Below are 15,447 nucleotides of genomic sequence, written 5' to 3' on the forward strand. Positions count from 1 at the left end.
GCCCCTTCAACCCCAGCGCCCTCCACGGCCGGAGAGCGCTCTCCCGAACGTGCCTGGCTCAGCGTCGCTGGCCGACGTCGGCCGTGTCAATGGGGAACGGCTGCAAGGGCGTTGAAGCGGGTCACCGGTCGCGCTCTTGTCATCACCCGCTGTCAGCACATAAGTTGACCGCTTGCGACGTGTCCTACTGTCAGTGGGGGAGCCAAGTCATGGCCGCGAACGGACGGCACCGCAGATACCAGCCGAGCCGCATCAACCGTGTCTCGGTGCTGGTTACGGCGGGCGGTGCTGGGTTAGCCCTGCCGCTGATCACCGCTGCGTCGGCGGGTGCCGCGTCAGTGGATGTGTGGGAGAAGGTGGCCGCGTGCGAGTCCACCGGGAACTGGCACATCAACAACGGAAACGGCTACTTCGGCGGGTTGCAGTTCACCCGGTCGACCTGGGCGGCGTACGGCGGCGCGGACTACGCGCCACGCGCCGACCTGGCCGGCAGGGACGAGCAGATAGCCATCGCGGAGAAGGTGCTGAAGGGGCAGGGGCCGGGCGCCTGGCCGGTCTGCTCCGCGCGGGCCGGACTGACGCGGGGCGGTGACTCTCCCGACGTCAGCCCGCAGAGCGAGCGGACGGTCAAGGTCGCGTCGCCGAAGCGGGCGTCCACCGGCGCCAGTACCCCGGCGCCCGCCAAGGTCCGGGCGAAGCAGACCCCGGCCCCCGCCACACCGACGACGGTGCCGGGCAAGCACGACGCTTACACCGTGGCGAGCGGCGACTCGCTGTCCGGGATAGCGGCGGACCGCGACCTCGGTGGCTGGCAGCGGCTCTACTCCGCGAACCGCAAGGTCGTCGGCGACGACCCGGACCTGATCTTCCCCGGCCAGCGGCTGAGCCTTGACCTGGCCGGGACCCCGAGGGCGAGCACGAAGGCCGCTCCGAAGGCGGAGCCGAAGCCCACGGCCCGGCAGACCGCGCCGAAGCGGACGACGCAGCCGGAGCGGACACCGCGGCAGTCGCACCCGAAGCAGGCGGCCCAGCCCAAGCAGCAGGCCAGGCCGGCGCCGAAGAAGACGCAGACCCACAAGCCCGCGCACACCGTGAAGCACGCCGGGATCACCGCCCCGATCGAAGCCCGTACCGGCACCCAGTACCGGCAGGCCGGTTCCTGGTCGAGCGGCTACCACACCGGCGTCGACTTCCCGGTTCCCACCGGCACCTCGGTCAAGGCGATGGCTTCCGGCACGGTCGTCACGGCGGGCTGGGGCGGGGCGTACGGGTACCAGATCGTCATCCGGCACAGCGACGGCAAGTACAGCCAGTACGCGCATCTCTCTGCGCTCCACGTGCGCGCGGGACAGCATGTCGGTGCGGGCCAGCGCATCGCCCGCTCCGGCGCCACCGGCAACGTGACGGGTCCGCACCTGCACTTCGAGGTCCGTACCGGCCCCGAGTACGGCTCCGACATCGACCCGCTGGCCTACCTCAGGGCGGGCGGCGTCAAGGTCTGAAGAGCCCCGTCCTGCCCGGCGTCATCGGCCTTCACGGCTGTGGCGCCGGCAGCGGCGGGCGAGGCGGTGGACCCGGCGGGCGATCCGCCGCGTCGCGCGGCGGCGGTGTGCGGCCGCGGGACCGGGCCGAACCCGACCTGCCCCAACCGGCGCTCCGGCGGCATCCGTACAGGCCGGGACAGCGGGCCGGGAAACGTTTCCGGCGCCGGCCGCACCGGCCCCGCGGGCTCGGGAAACGCCACCACGGCCGGCGCCGCCCCGGCCGGCTGCCGCACGGTGCCCGCCGGGTCCGGCGACCCGGCGGGCCCGCCGAAATCCCCTGCCCCCACGCCGGGTACGGGAGAAGCTCCGGGCACAGCCGGCGAGGCGGTGGCCTCCGGCCGCTCGTCCGCGCCCTCCGGCTCCTCGCTGCCTGCCGCCTCCTGACCCCGCCGGCGCTCCGCGCCCAACCGCTCCGTGGTGAGCAGGATCAGCCCGCCGGCCGCGACGGCCCCGCAGACGGCGGCGAGCAGCGCGCCCGTGGTGCCGTGCCGGAACGTCTCACCGAACAGCGTGATGCCGACGGCCGCCGCGACCACCGGGTTCGCCACGGTCACCGTGGCGAGCGGGGCGGTCAGACCAGCGCCCCGGTACGCGGCCTGGGACAACAGGAGGCCGGTGGCGGCGAGGGCCGCGATCACCAGCAGGGTCGGCAGCCCGGTCCCCACCGAGCCCGAGGTCCACTCCATGGCCACGGTCTTCGTGAACACCGAGGCGATACCGAACGCCACACCGGCGGCCCCCGCGAGGACCACGCTCCGCATCACCGGCCGGCGCATCGCCTTCGAGAGCAGGACGAGCGCCACCACCGCGCCGAACGTCACCGAGCCGAGCATCAGCTGCTGCGGGCCGCCCAGGGTGTGCGCGTCGGAGCTTCCGGTGAGGGCGAGCAGACCGGCCAGGCCCACGGTCGCCATGACCGCGCCGCGCCAGGCCGTGGCCCCGGCCCTGCGGCGGACGAAGAGAGCGGCCATCGGCAGGGCGAAGACGATGGTCAGGGCGCCCAGCGGCTGTACGAGGCTGAGCGGACCGTAGGCCAGCGCCACCACGTGCAGAAGCGCTCCCACGCCGTTCAGCGCCACCGCGCCCCACCAGACGCGGTCGCGCAGCGGGGCGAGCGAGCGGCCGTCGGAGGCCGTGGCGACGCGCTCCTGGACGATCGCGCCGGCCGCGTAGGCGACCGCGGAGACCAGTGACAGCAGCACGGACAGCGCGAGGGAACTCATGTACACCACGATGGCCCTTCAAAGCCGCCGCGTCGTCGTCCTTGAGACGGCGATCCGGCGTACTGCTTTGGTAGTACGGCAGTGGTTACGGTGTCCTCCTCCCGACGGTAGTCCCCCCTGCGGCCGACGTCAGAACGATCATCCCGTACGGATACGGTGAGCCGCGAGCCGTGGCACTCCTGGTGCCCGCGGCGTCACGACAGGTGGCCGGGGAGCGGAGGGCGGCAGCACGATGGACGAGCCGGAAGCGGCCTCGGTGAGCGCGTTCTTCGCGCTGGGGGAGACTCCGTCGCCGGACGGCGCGCACCGCGCGCTGGCCTGCCTGTACACGGGCGACATCGCACCGCTCACCTCCCGGATCGACACCGTCGCCGAGCGGCTCGGAACGTCCGAGCGCCGGGTCGCCGCCTCGGTCGCGCAGCTGGGGCTGGCCGCACGGCTGTGGTCCACCGCGCTGGGACCGGCGGCGCTCTCGGGCCGCTTCCCCGACCTGCGGGCGGAGAACCTGCACTGGGACCCCCGTCAGCAGGCGCCCGACGACCTGTGGACGGAGTCCGCCGAACTGCTGCCGGGCACCGCGGACCGGATCAGGGACGTCGTGCAGTACGGCCATCTCGGACCGCTCGCCGAGGCGGTCCGCCGCGACACGGCCGTCTCGTCCCGGCTCCTGTGGGGCAACGCCGGATCCGCGTTGGCCGGAGCCGTACGCCAGCTGATCGGCTGGGCGCGTACGCACGGCCGGCCGGACGTCGCCGCACGCACCCGCACCCTGGCGGCCGAACTCTTCGACCACCCCGCTCTGCGCGACACCGGCGCTCCGCACGGCCCGGGTTTCCGCCGGCGCACCTGCTGTCTCTACTACCGCGGTCCGGGCGGCGGCCTGTGCGGTGACTGCGTCTTCGACAGCGCGCCAGGAACGCCGCCGCGCACCTGAGTCCTGCTCCGGGAGTCCCGCCCGTCTCTCGTTTCACGGGGTGCTCCTCGGTGTACCGCGTGGCTGGTCGCGGGCGTGCCGAAGGGCGGCGTGGCGGGGTCGCGCCGTACCCCGTTCCACGTCCGTGTGCCGCTGGTCCGACCGGTGTTGCTCCCTCCGCACAGGGGATTGTCATGCACCTGGACAGCGCCGCGTCCGTCGTGCTGTCATGCCAACTGCCATTCCTTCCAACGTTGTACATCCTGTTGCAACGAGCCGCCACCCTTCCTCACAAGGAGGATCCGTGCGCATCAGAAAGAAGTTGGTCCTGCTCCTCGCCGCCGTCGTCGGCGCCGCGGGACTGTCCGCCGTACCCGCCGCCTCGGCGGCCGATCAGGACCCCGGGGGCCCGGCCGACGTGCACGGGCTGAAGGGGGAGTACTACACCCAGTCCGCCCCGGGCGCCTTCGACTTCGGGGAGCTCAAGGCCACCGGGTTCGACCCGGGCATCGACTTCCCGACCCTGGAGTCGCGGCTTGCCTCGGCCACCGGGCAGTCCGACGACGCCAGCATCCGGTGGACCGGCAAGATCGTGCCGCAGAAGTCCGGAGCCCACCTCTTCTCCATGATCGGGGACAACGGCTTCCGGCTCTGGATCGACGGGAAGCCGGTCATCGACCACTGGGTCGACGACTGGGAGAAGGAGCAGACCTCCCAGCCGGTCGAGCTGACCGCGGGGACCGCCTACGACTTCAAGGTCGAGTACTTCGAGCACGAGGGCGGCTCCAACCTCCACCTGAAGTGGACCGAACCGGGCGGCACCAAGGTCCCGGTGCCGCAGTCCGCCTTCCGGCTGCCCGACGACTTCGCGTACGACGGGGCCGTCGCCGCCACCGTGCTCGCCGACGGCCGCACCCTCAAGCTGGACTTCGCGCAGAAGCTCGGGAAGCTCCCGGCCGGTCTGGTGAACCACCTGGACGCGGTGATCGGCGGGGCCGAGTGGCCGCTCGGCGCGGTCAAGGCCGACCCGAAGGACCCGCGCAGCCTGACCGTCGCGCTCAAGGAACCGGTCGTCGGCAACAAGGCCGGGAACGCCACGGGCCTGGCCGACATCCGCTACGACGGCGACGGCGCACTGGCCGGTGCGGACGGCAAGCGGGTCGGTGCCTTCTGGTCCAGCGGGCCGAACCACTCCACGCACGAGCTGACCACGAAATGGGCCGACGAGGTGGGGCCGAAGAACGCCCTGCCCGAGTACCCGCGCCCCCAGCTCACCCGCGACAACTGGCAGAACCTCAACGGCTCCTGGGAGTTCGCCGCGGCGAAGGCGGGGGAGCGGCCCCCGGTCGGCAGGAAGCTCGGCGAGAAGATCCTCGTCCCGTACCCGGTCGAGTCCCAGCTCTCCGGGATCGAGCGGCACGAGGACCGCATGTGGTACCGCCGCACCTTCACCGTCCCGAAGAACTGGAAGGTCGGCTCCGGCAAGCGGCTCCAGCTCAACTTCGGTGCCGTCGACTGGCAGGCCGAGGTGTACGTCAACGGCAAGCGCGTCGTCGAACACAAGGGCGGCTACGACAAGTTCAGCGCCGATGTCACCGACGCGCTCAAGCTCGGCCGTACCCAGGAGCTGATCGTCGGCGTCTACGACCCGACCGACGCCAAGGACGGCGAGAACCCGCCGATGGGCAAGCAGCGCCTCGACCCGAGCGGCATCTGGTACACCCCGTCCTCCGGAATCTGGCAGACGGTGTGGATGGAGCCGGTCGCCGCCGACCACGCGGACTCGCTGAAGCTCACCCCGGACGTCCCGGGTGCGAGCGTCACCGTCGAGGCGCGCGGCGTGCGGGACGGGGTCCCGGTCACGGCGACCGCGTACGACGGCAAGCGCAAGGTGGGCGCGGCCACCGGCCGGACCGGATCGGCGCTGAAGGTGCCCGTCCCGCACCCGCACCTGTGGTCCGCCGACGACCCGCACCTCTACCGGCTCGAGGTCGCCGTCGGATCCGACCGGGTCGGCAGCTACTTCGGGATGCGGTCCATCGCCGTCGAGAAGGTGAACGGCACCCCGCGCACCGTCCTCAACGGCAAGCCGGTGTTCCTGATGGCCACCCTCGACCAGGGGTTCTGGCCGGACGGGCTGCACACCGCGCCCACCGACGAGGCACTCGCGTACGACCTGAAGATGCACAAGGCGATGGGCTTCAACTCGGTCCGCAAGCACATCAAGGTCGAACCCGACCGCTGGTTCTACTGGGCGGACAAGCTGGGCCTGATGGTCTGGCAGGACATGCCGGCGATGAACACGGTGAACCCGTCGGCCGCCGCACGCGCGGAGTACGAGCACGAGATGAAGGAGATGATCGACGAACACTCCAGCCATCCGTCCGTCGTCATGTGGGTCACCTTCAACGAGGGCTGGGGCCAGTACGACGAGGCCCGCATCGCCGACCAGGCCAAGTCCTGGGACCCGACGCGCCTGGTCAACAGCATGTCCGGGATCAACCTGGGCGTCGACGGCGGCACCGGGGACATCATCGACGAGCACGGCTACCCGAGCCCCGCACTCCCGAGGCCGGACGGTCAACGGGCCCTGATCAGCGGTGAGTACGGCGGACTGGGTCTCGCCGTCCCGGGCCATGCCTGGGCCGTGCAGCAGTCGTACATCGCGGTCGACCCGGCCACCTACACCGACGACTACCTCGCCAAGCTCGACGAGGTGCACGCGCTCGCCTGCAAGGGGAGCAACGGCGCGGTGTACACGCAGATCTCCGACGTCGAGGGCGAGTTGAACGGGCTGCTCACCTACGACCGCAGGGTCGTCAAACCCGATGTGAAGAGGGTCCACGACGGCCAGCAGGCGCTGATCCGCGACGCGTCGCAACCGGTCGTCGCAGGCTGCCCCGCGGCCTGACCACCGGTGCCGCTCAGGCCCGTCCCGTGCGCGGGCGGGCCGGAGCGGCACCGTCCGACCCCTTGACGCGGGTCAGCGGGGAACCAAGAATGATCGCGCTCTGACAACGTTGTCCGAAGGAGTAACCCCATGCACCGGACCCCACGGCCGCGACTGCGCGGCCCGGCGGCCGCACTCGCCGCCGCCGCGCTCCTGGGCGGTGTCCTCACCGGCGGGGCCACGGCCCAGGCCGCGCCCCGGACCGACGGCCGGCTGACCGATCTGGTCAACCCGTTCATCGGCACCCAGAACGAGGGCAACACCTACCCCGGCGCCTCCGTGCCCTTCGGCATGGTGCAGCTCTCCCCGGACACCGGTCACAACACCGGTTACGACTACGGCGAGAACCACATCCGCGGCTTCTCCGCGGTCCATCTCTCCGGCGTCGGCTGCGGTCTGGGCGGCGACCTGCCGACCCTGCCCACCACCGGCGACGTCACCGAGACCGACTACGCGAAGTACGCCGCCGAGTTCAGCCACGACGACGAGAAGGCGAGCCCCGGCTACTACAAGGTCGGGCTCAAGACCGGCATCGGCGCGGAACTGACCGCGACGCAGCGCACCGGTGTCCAGCGCTACACCTTCCCGGCCACCGACAAGGCCAACGTCCTCCTCAACGCGGGCCAGTCGCTGCACAGGACACTCTCGTCCGAGGTCGAGATCCTGGACAGCCGCACCGTGCGCACCGCGATCACCGGCAGCGGCTTCTGCCAGGACACCAAGCCGTACACGGTCTACACGGTCACCCACTTCGACCGGCCGTTCACCACCTCCGGCACCTGGAAGGGCGACACCGTCACCCAGGGCTCCCGGAAGTCCTCCGCCACCGACGCCCGCAACGGCGCCTGGCTCCGCTTCGACACCAGCAAGGACCGGACTGTCGAGGCCACCACCGCGCTGAGCTACGTCGACGCCAAGGGCGCCGCGCTCAACCTCCGCGCCGAGGGCGGCCGCAGCTTCGACCGCGTCGAGCGCGCGGCGCAGCGCACCTGGGAGGACCGCCTCGAAGGCGTGAAGGCCCAGGGCGGCAGCGACGAGCTGCGCCGCACCTTCTACTCGTCCCTCTACCGGTCCTTCCTCGCGCCCAACGTCGGCAGCGACGTCGACGGCCGCTACACCGGCTGGGACCAGAAGACCCACAGGGGCAAGGGCTTCACGTACTACCAGAACTGGTCCCTCTGGGACACCTACCGCACCCAGGCCCAGCTCCTCTCGCTGCTCGCCCCGCGGGAGTCCCGCGACATGGCGATATCCGTCCTGCGGATCGACGCCGAGAGCGGCTGGCTGCCCAAGTGGGGCTACGGCACGGTCGAGACGAACATCATGACCGGCGACCCCGTCACCCCCTTCCTGACCAACGCCTATCAGCAGGGCCTGCTGAAGGGGTACGAGGAACAGGCCTACCGCGCCCTGAAGAAGAACGCGGACGGTGTGCCGGCCGCGGACTCGGCGCCGGTCGGCCGGGAAGCCAACGTCGAGTACCTGAAGGACGGCTTCGCCCCGTACATCAAGGACCGTCAGCACGCCAAGCCCGGAGACTCGGACTACGACCACGGCGCCTCCGCGACCCTGGAGTACGCCCTCTCCGACGGAATGCTCGCCGAGATGGCCCGCGACCTCGGCCATGACGCCGACGCCGCCCGCTACGACGCCCGCGCCCAGAACTACCGGAAGATCTTCGACCCGTCGACCGGCTTCTTCCGCGCCCGCGACGCCTCCGGTGCCTTCACCGGTCCCGCCGACCCGGCCGAGAGCGAGGGCTTCCACGAGGGCACGTCCTGGCAGTACCAGTGGATGGTGCCGCAGGACATCCCCGGCATGGTCGACCTGATCGGCGGCAAGGACGCCGCCAACCAGCGGCTCGACTCCTTCTTCGCGTACGACAAGCTGCTGGACGACCCCGCGAAGACCGCCCGCGAGGTGTGGGTCAACGGCCCGTACGCGTACTACAACGCCGACAAGTACAACCCGCAGAACGAGCCCGACCTCATCGCCCCGTACACCTATCTCTCCACCGGCCAGCCGTGGAAGACGACCGATGTGGTCCACGCGGCCCTGACGCTCTTCACCAACGGCCCGACCGGCATGACGGGCAATGACGACCTGGGCACCATGTCCGCCTGGATGGTGCTCTCCTCGATCGGCGTCTTCCCGGTCCAGCCGGGCACCGACACCTGGGGCCTGTCCACCCCCGCGTTCGAGCGCGTCGACATCAAGCTCGACCGCCGGTACTACCCGCGCGGCTCGCTCACGGTGAGCGCGCCCGGGGCATCGGACACCGACCGCTACATCCAGTCGGCCCGGCTCGACGGTGCGCGGCAGTCGCGCACCTACCTCACCACGGACGACATCCGCTCGGCCCGCTCGCTCTCCTTCACAGTGGGCGACGCACCGTCGGCCTGGGGCACCGCGCCCGAGGACGCTCCGCCCGCGCTGGGCTGACCCGGCCGGTCCGCGGCAAACGCCGGGCGCCCTTCCCCCGCACCAAGGGGGAAGGGCGCCCGGCGTTCGGGGTTCAGCGGGGGAGCGGGGGGCCGATCGCCTCGGCGACGGTCGCGAAGACCGGCAGCGCGCTGTCGAGGCCCAGCAACCCGATGAGCCGCTCCATGAACGGGGACGGCTCCGCGAGCCGCAGCCGGGGGCCCAGCAGGGTCTGCCCCTGGAGCAGCACGTTGACCGTCGTCGAGTCCGCGAAACTCACGTCCGAGAGGTCGACGACGACGGGACCTTCCCCGCCCGCGGCCGCGTTCTCCAGGGCGGCCCCGAGCGGGGCGACGTTGTCGATGTCGAGATCACCGGTCACGGCGAGTACGAGCGCCCCTCGGTCCTCGCGTGGGACGATTCTCATGGCTCTGCCGGCACTGGGGGATGGGAGCACGGTCACCTCATGATGCACTGGACGGCGGGGGAGAACACCGGTTGACGCGGACGGTCCGGTGCATGTCCGTCCTGCTCGCGGCGGGTGAACGCCAACGATAGAAGTAATAGTTGCCATTTGACAACATTCTCCGTGGGGTAACAATCTGTACTTGAACGATCAATGGACGCATCCCCTCGGGGAGTGCCTCGGAAACGCGGAAGCAGGGGCTCGATGAAGCTAGTGCCGCGTCAGCCTGGGCTGGGGCGTGTCCGCGAAGTCGCGTCGTCCGCCCGAAGTGCCGGTCCGGGACTTCACGGACACGCCCTAGGCGCTGTCCGCGATGTCGTCACGGAGCCGGTCGGCGGTGAGCCGCTGCGCCGCGGCCGAACGGAAGGCGGCCAGCCCCCCGGCGAGCGCCGCCACGTCGGAGGGCTGCATCCGCTCCAGCACGGCGGAGAGCTCACGCGTGCGGATCGCCCGGTACTCCTCCAGCAGGGCGCGGCCCCGCCCGGTCAGCCGCAGCTCGACCTCACGGCGGCTCGTCTGGCTCGGCTCCCGCTGGACGAGGCCCATGGCCTCCATCCGGTCGCAGAGCCGGCTCACCGACGGAGCCCGCGAGCCGAGCGCCTCACCGAGCGAGCGGAGGTTGCTGCCCTCCTGCTTCTCGATGACGAGGAGAGCCCGCAGCTGAGAGGTCGACACCGTGCCCGGAGGTGCGGCTTCCTGGCCGCGGCCCCACAGCACCTCCAGCAGTTCGGATGCGGCACACACGTCCTCGGACACCCGCTCGAGGCGGTGAGGAGGGTCGGAACGGTGGCGCATCCATCCACTCTTTCATCCAGCACACCTTCCTGTCAGCCCGGCCCGGCCCCAGCGACCCGAAGAGGAATGAGCGCAAGACCGTGAACGTCCGTACCGAAATCGAGAGAGCCGTACGCGCGGCCGCACCGCACGCCCTGGTCGAGACGGTGCGCAGCGCACTCGCCGCGGCGTACGACGCCCGGTCGGTGGAACTGCTGCTGGCGGACTACGGAATGACGGTGCTCAAGCCGGTCGGCTCCACGCCGGGGCGTGAACGCACTCTGTCGATGCACAACAGCCCACAGGGCCGGGCGTTCGGCAGCCAGCTCCCGCACGAGGAGCCGGCGGGCCGCGGCGGCGCCGTCGACCACCACTTCCCCGTCACCGTACGGGGCGAGCGCCTCGGCATCCTCACCGTCCGCCTCCCGGCAGGAGGCTCCACTCCGCGGACCATGGACGAGCTGGCCCAGGTGGCCGATCTGCTGGGCCACGAGATCATCGTCGCCGAACGGGACACCGACCTGTACCAGGGTGCCCGCCGCATCGCCCGGCTCACCCTGGCCGCAGAGATGCAGTGGCAGCTGCTCCCCGCCCGCGCGTTCACCGCGGCCGAGTACGCCATCGGTGCCCAGCTGGAGCCGGCCTACGCCATCCACGGCGACAACTTCGACTGGGCCGCGGACGGCGACCAGCTGACTCTCTCCGTGACCAACGGCATGGGCGAGGGCATCCAGGCCTCCCTGCTCACCAACCTCGCCGTGAACGCCCTGCGCAACGCCAGAAGGGCCGGCATCGGCATCGCGGACCAGGCCGCACTCGCCGACCAGGCGCTCTACGACCAGCACCGCGGCGGCGCCCATGTGTCGACCCTGCTGCTCCGCTTCGACCTCGCCACCGGAACGGTCGGCGCGGTGGACGCCGGCTCCCCGCAGCTGTGGCGGTTGCGGGGCAGGAAGGTCGCCCGCATCGAACTGGACGCGCAGCTGCCGCTCGGCATGTTCGAGGAGTCGCGGTACGACGTCCAGCACCTCCAGCTGGCCCCCGGCGACCGGCTGCTGCTCGTCAGCGACGGGGTGTACGACACCGTCTCGCCGCTCGGTGAGGTGTACGTGGAGCGGGGCCTGGCCAGGGCGGTCCTCGCGACGCGGCTGCTGCCCGCCGCCTCGGTGCCGGGCGCCGTGCTGCGTGAACTCGCGGACTACCGCCAGTCGGAGCCGCTCGACGACGCGCTGGTCGTCTGCATCGACTGGTTCGGCAGGCACGACGGCGACGGCTGACCGCCGCGGGCCGGTGGGCCGCCGGAACCGGGGACCGGCCGGAGCGGCCCGGATCAGCTGCTGAGGGTGAACTCGGCGCGGATGCGCTTGCCCACGGGTACCCGCTCGGCCGTCAGCCGGTCGCACAGGGCCACCACGATCTCCATGCCGTGACCGCCCAGCCGGCTCGGGTCGGGGGAGTAGAAGACCGGGAGCGCGCTGCTGCTGTCGTACACGGTGACGCTGATCCGCTCGGCCGTGCCCTCCAGCTCCAGCAGATAGGGGCCGTGGCTGTAGCGGTCGGCGTTGGTGACCAGTTCGCTCACGGCCAGCATCAGATCGTTGCGCGTGTGGGGGCCGAGCACGGCCATCCACTCGGAGACGAGCCGCGCGAGAAAACGGTCGGCCAGACTCCGTGCCAGAGAGATGCACCCGGGCTCGCCGTCGAACACCTCGGCGGTGTGCAGTGTCTCCGTGGGCGGACGGCTCATCGGGGAGTCGTCCGGCCGTGAGATGGCCTGTTCGTTCATGTGCTCCAGCCAGGGGGCTGCGGGGAGGCCGTGGGGGCCTCTCTTCTCGCTGCTCGTGTACCCGCGCCGGGAGATCCCACTCCCGGCCGGTGTCAGCAGATTTTACGCACGTCCGGGAAGCCGGACCACGGTCACGAAGAACTCGTCGATCTGGCGGACGGCCGCGATGAACTGATCGAGGTCGACCGGCTTCGTGACGTAGGCGTTGGCGTGCAGTTTGTAGCTGCGCAGGATGTCCTCCTCCGCGGAGGACGTCGTCAGCACGACCACGGGAATGAGGGAGAGTTCCGGGTCCTGCTTGATCTGCTCCAGCACCTGGCGCCCGTCGTACTTGGGCAGGTTCAGGTCGAGCAGGATCAGGTCGGGGCGCGGCGCCTCGCCGTGCTCGCCGCGGCGGTAGAGGAAGTCGAGCGCCTCCTGTCCGTCACGGACCACGTGGAGGGTGTTGCGGATCTTGTTGTCCTCGAACGCCTCACGTGTCATCAGCTCGTCACCGGGGTCGTCCTCGACGAGCAGGACCTCGATGGGCTGTGCGGGATGGGTCACTCGGCATCTCCGGGGATCTCGGCGGGTGGGGCTGCGGCCTCGGCCGGGGAACCGTCGTCCCCGACCGGCAGGCTGAAGTGGATGCGGGTGCCCCGGCGGGGTTCGGGATCAATCCAGATCCGGCCGCCGTGGAACTCGATGATCTTGCGGCAGAGGGCCAGTCCGATCCCCGTGCCGTCGTACTCGTCACGGGCGTGCAGCCGTTGGAAGATCACGAAGACCTTCTCGGTGAACTCGGGTGCGATCCCGATCCCGTTGTCCGTCACGGTGAAGTGCCAGACGTCGTCCTCCCGGACACAGCCGACCGTGATCACACACGGTTCGTCCGGACGGCGGAACTTCACGGCGTTCCCGATCAGGTTCTGCCAGATCATGGCGAGGGTCGTGCCGTCGCCGTTCACCTCGGGCAGCGGGTCCTCGCGGACGACCGTGGTCCCCGACTCCTCGACGACCAGCGTCAGATTGGCGAGCGCCCGGTCCAGGGAGCGGTCGAGGTCGACGGTGTTCCAGCTGTCGTGGACCCGGCCCACCCGGGAGAAGGTCAGCAGGTCGTTGATGAGCACCTGCATGCGCTTGGCGCCGTCGACCGCGAAGTCGATGTACTGCTTGCCGCGCGCGTCCAGTTCCGTCCCGTAACGTTTCTCCAGGAGCTGGCAGAAGGACGCCACCTTCCGCAGCGGCTCCTGGAGGTCGTGCGAGGCGACGTACGCGAACTGCTCCAGTTCCGAGTTGGAACGGCGGAGCTCCTCCGTCTGCTGGGCCAGCAGCTGCTCCCGCTCCGTGGCGGCGTCGAGCTCCTCGACCAGCCGGCACCGCATGTCCTCGACGGCAGCCGCCACCGCCCTCACGTCGGACGGGCCGCGCACCTCGATCCGGCGGCGGAAGGAGCCGGACCGTACGTGCCGGGAGGCGTCGGCCAGCGCGTGGAGCGGCCGGCCCACCACCCGGTGCAGCAGCAGGCTGAGGGCGATCACACACATCACGAAGCAGGCCACGAGCGCGATCAGGGTCCGGTCGCGGGTGACGCGTGCGTCGTTGAGCTGGGCGCGGGCGTGGTCGCGGGCCGTGTCGAGATGCGACTGCTGCGCGGAGTAGAGCCGCCGCAGCGTGTCGAAGGCGGTCTTGCTCTCGGAGGCCCTGGCGGAAGCGCGGTTCTGCCGGCCGTCGCGGCGGACGGCGGCGATCAGCGGTTCGGCATGCTCCTTGCGCCATTGCGCGGAAGCTGCCGCGATCCGGTCCAGATCGCTGACGTACGGCTCGGCGCCGCCCATCGCGGAACGGACCCGGGCCAACCGCAGCTCTTCGTCGCGCTTGCCCGTCGCATAGGGCTGGAGGAAGGCGGGGTCGCCGCTGAGGGCGTAGCCCCGTACCCCGGTCTCCTGGTCGAGCAGCGCGTTCTGCAGCTGGAAGGAGGCGGAGCGGGCGGGCTGTATACGGTCCACCAGTTCGGTGGTCCGGTCGGATATCCGGGCCAGCACGAGTCCGCCGACGACCAGGCAGCCGCACACGACCATGACGAAGCACGCCAGGATCAGATGGACCCAGTTCTGGACCGACAGCCGTGCCAGCCGTCCCGGGCGCAGCGGGGCGTCCGCCGGTGAGTCAGTGGTCATGAGGTGTCCTGTTCCAGGCGAGATGCAGCACGGCCACGTCGTCGGCGAGGCCGCCATGGGGAGCCGCCGCGTCGGCGGCTCCGTCGACCAGCGCGTCGATGAACGGGCGGGCCGGCAGTGTGGCCCGGCTCCGGGCCATCGCGAGCAGTCCGTCCTCGCCCAGCCGGGTGTCGGGGCCGGTGCGCCCCTCGAACAGGCCGTCACTGAAGAGTACGAGACGGGCGCCGGGCCCCAGCATCAGGTCGGTGGTGATCCACTGACCGTGACCGGGCAGCAGTCCGAGTGCGATGCCGCCCTCGGGCTCCACCCACTCGATGTCCGTGCCCTGGCGCAGCAGCAGCCCCGGGTGCCCCGCCCGCACGATCCGGACGTGGTCACCGCCGGGCGGGAAGACGAGCGAGGTGACGGTCGCGAAGACATGCGGGTCGGACCGCTCGGCGACCAGGATCTCCTCGAGCAGGGCGATCTGTTCCAGCTGGTCGGTGCGGCACAGCACAGCCGTGCGCCACGCCACCCGCAGGCACACCCCGAGCGCGGCCTCCGCCGCACCGTGCCCCGACACATCACCGATCACGGCGTGCACCGTGCCGTCGGACGTCTGGACCACGTCGTAGAAGTCACCGCTGAGCAGACCGTGGGCCCGGCCGGGCTCGTAGCGGGCGACCGCCTCGAAACCGTCGTCGTTCAGCAGCGGTACCGGCAGCAGCCCGCGTTCGAGGCGGGCGTTCTCCTGGGCCATCTGCTGGTTGGCGCGCAGGGCCGCCGCCGCCCGTTCGACCTGCTTGCGCTGGAGGGCGTAGCGGACGGCGCGGGACAGGGCCTGTGGGTCGAGCCGTCCCTTGACCAGGTAGTCCTGCGCGCCGGTGGCCACCGCGTCGAGACCGGCCTCGGCCTCGGCCAGCCCGGTCAGCACCACGATCGCGGCGTCCGGGGTGGTCTCCACGATCTGGGTGACGGCGCTCAGCCCGTGCACATCGGGAAGGTGCAGGTCCAGCAGGACACAGACGGGTGTTTGGTGCGCGCGCAGATAGGCCAGGGCCTCGGTCAGCGTCTTGCACCAGGTGAGTGCGGAGTCCAGCTCGCCGTCGGCGAGCATCTCCTCGACGAGCAGGGCGTCGCCCGCGTCGTCCTCGACCAGCAGGATGGCGGCGTTGACGTCCCACACGGAGGCCCGGCCGCCAGGCTGGGCCCCGGTCTGGGCCGGGAGAATC

At 71.1% G+C, this 15,447-nt stretch carries 12 protein-coding genes; 5 read left to right on the top strand and 7 right to left on the bottom strand.

The window, feature by feature from the left end; all coding sequences use genetic code 11:
- Positions 1 to 209: 209 nt before the first annotated feature.
- Positions 210 to 1,502 (top strand): transglycosylase family protein, encoded by a 1,293-nt coding sequence (locus ACIQM0_RS31355; RefSeq protein ID WP_401293135.1) that lies wholly within the window; start codon positions 210 to 212, stop codon positions 1,500 to 1,502.
- Here the strand turns inward: ACIQM0_RS31355 and ACIQM0_RS31360 are convergent.
- Positions 1,472 to 2,776: a DMT family transporter gene (locus ACIQM0_RS31360; protein ID WP_401293137.1), complete on the bottom strand. Its 1,305-nt coding sequence runs from the start codon at positions 2,774 to 2,776 to the stop codon at positions 1,472 to 1,474. The two genes, ACIQM0_RS31355 and ACIQM0_RS31360, sit on opposite strands and share 31 nt — an antisense overlap.
- 223 nt (positions 2,777 to 2,999) lie before the next feature.
- Here ACIQM0_RS31360 and ACIQM0_RS31365 point away from each other — a divergent pair, with 223 nt between their 5' ends.
- The 3 genes from ACIQM0_RS31365 (at position 3,000) to ACIQM0_RS31375 (ending at position 9,072) form a co-directional block, all read left to right on the top strand.
- Entirely contained in the window at positions 3,000 to 3,701 is a 702-nt protein-coding gene (locus tag ACIQM0_RS31365; RefSeq protein ID WP_401293139.1) for a (2Fe-2S)-binding protein, read from the top strand.
- Between the two features lie 208 nt (positions 3,702 to 3,909).
- Positions 3,910 to 6,591, top strand: coding sequence for a PA14 domain-containing protein (locus tag ACIQM0_RS31370; protein ID WP_401293142.1), 2,682 nt, complete (start codon positions 3,910 to 3,912; stop codon positions 6,589 to 6,591).
- A gap of 129 nt (positions 6,592 to 6,720) precedes the next feature.
- Positions 6,721 to 9,072: a GH92 family glycosyl hydrolase gene (locus ACIQM0_RS31375; protein ID WP_401293144.1), complete on the top strand. Its 2,352-nt coding sequence runs from the start codon at positions 6,721 to 6,723 to the stop codon at positions 9,070 to 9,072.
- Between the two features lie 73 nt (positions 9,073 to 9,145).
- On the opposite strand, the gene ACIQM0_RS31380 is transcribed toward ACIQM0_RS31375, so the two are convergent.
- Together ACIQM0_RS31380 and ACIQM0_RS31385 are read right to left on the bottom strand one after the other, a co-directional pair.
- The gene (locus tag ACIQM0_RS31380; protein WP_363024711.1) at positions 9,146 to 9,478 is read right to left on the bottom strand and encodes an STAS domain-containing protein; all 333 of its coding nucleotides are present in this window, start codon (positions 9,476 to 9,478) and stop codon (positions 9,146 to 9,148) included.
- Positions 9,479 to 9,814: 336 nt separating this feature from the next.
- Complete coding sequence (locus tag ACIQM0_RS31385; RefSeq protein ID WP_401293146.1) at positions 9,815 to 10,312, bottom strand: MarR family transcriptional regulator; 498 nt, start codon at positions 10,310 to 10,312, stop codon at positions 9,815 to 9,817.
- An 80-nt stretch (positions 10,313 to 10,392) separates the two neighbouring features.
- On the opposite strand from ACIQM0_RS31385, the gene ACIQM0_RS31390 reads away from it, so the two are divergent.
- Positions 10,393 to 11,568 (top strand): PP2C family protein-serine/threonine phosphatase, encoded by a 1,176-nt coding sequence (locus ACIQM0_RS31390; RefSeq protein WP_401293148.1) that lies wholly within the window; start codon positions 10,393 to 10,395, stop codon positions 11,566 to 11,568.
- Between the two features lie 53 nt (positions 11,569 to 11,621).
- Here ACIQM0_RS31390 and ACIQM0_RS31395 read toward each other — a convergent pair whose 3' ends face one another.
- From ACIQM0_RS31395 to ACIQM0_RS31410, 4 genes are all read right to left on the bottom strand, one after another.
- Positions 11,622 to 12,077, bottom strand: a complete 456-nt coding sequence (locus tag ACIQM0_RS31395) for an ATP-binding protein (RefSeq protein WP_401293150.1) — start codon at positions 12,075 to 12,077, stop codon at positions 11,622 to 11,624.
- Between the two features lie 102 nt (positions 12,078 to 12,179).
- Entirely contained in the window at positions 12,180 to 12,623 is a 444-nt protein-coding gene (locus tag ACIQM0_RS31400) for a response regulator (protein WP_024492202.1), read from the bottom strand.
- On the bottom strand, positions 12,620 to 14,236 hold the full coding sequence (locus tag ACIQM0_RS31405) for a CHASE3 domain-containing protein (RefSeq protein ID WP_401293153.1): 1,617 nt from the start codon (positions 14,234 to 14,236) through the stop codon (positions 12,620 to 12,622). The genes ACIQM0_RS31400 and ACIQM0_RS31405 overlap by 4 nt, the downstream gene beginning before the upstream one ends.
- Positions 14,226 to 15,446, bottom strand: a complete 1,221-nt coding sequence (locus ACIQM0_RS31410) for a PP2C family protein-serine/threonine phosphatase (protein WP_401293375.1) — start codon at positions 15,444 to 15,446, stop codon at positions 14,226 to 14,228. The genes ACIQM0_RS31405 and ACIQM0_RS31410 overlap by 11 nt, the downstream gene beginning before the upstream one ends.
- Between the last annotated feature and the right edge of the window lies 1 nt (position 15,447).

It is taken from the genome of Streptomyces sp. NPDC091387, assembly GCF_044756945.1.
Taxonomy (GTDB): Bacteria; Actinomycetota; Actinomycetes; order Streptomycetales; family Streptomycetaceae; genus Streptomyces.

Coding starts and splice junctions, on each gene's coding strand:
- ACIQM0_RS31355 (WP_401293135.1), top strand. CDS start 210: ATGGCCGCGAACGGACGGCACCGCAGATACCAGCCGAGCCGCATCAAC.
- ACIQM0_RS31365 (WP_401293139.1), top strand. CDS start 3,000: ATGGACGAGCCGGAAGCGGCCTCGGTGAGCGCGTTCTTCGCGCTGGGG.
- ACIQM0_RS31370 (WP_401293142.1), top strand. CDS start 3,910: ATGCCAACTGCCATTCCTTCCAACGTTGTACATCCTGTTGCAACGAGC.
- ACIQM0_RS31375 (WP_401293144.1), top strand. CDS start 6,721: ATGCACCGGACCCCACGGCCGCGACTGCGCGGCCCGGCGGCCGCACTC.
- ACIQM0_RS31380 (WP_363024711.1), bottom strand. CDS start 9,478: ATGAGAATCGTCCCACGCGAGGACCGAGGGGCGCTCGTACTCGCCGTG.
- ACIQM0_RS31385 (WP_401293146.1), bottom strand. CDS start 10,312: ATGCGCCACCGTTCCGACCCTCCTCACCGCCTCGAGCGGGTGTCCGAG.
- ACIQM0_RS31395 (WP_401293150.1), bottom strand. CDS start 12,077: ATGAACGAACAGGCCATCTCACGGCCGGACGACTCCCCGATGAGCCGT.
- ACIQM0_RS31405 (WP_401293153.1), bottom strand. CDS start 14,236: ATGACCACTGACTCACCGGCGGACGCCCCGCTGCGCCCGGGACGGCTG.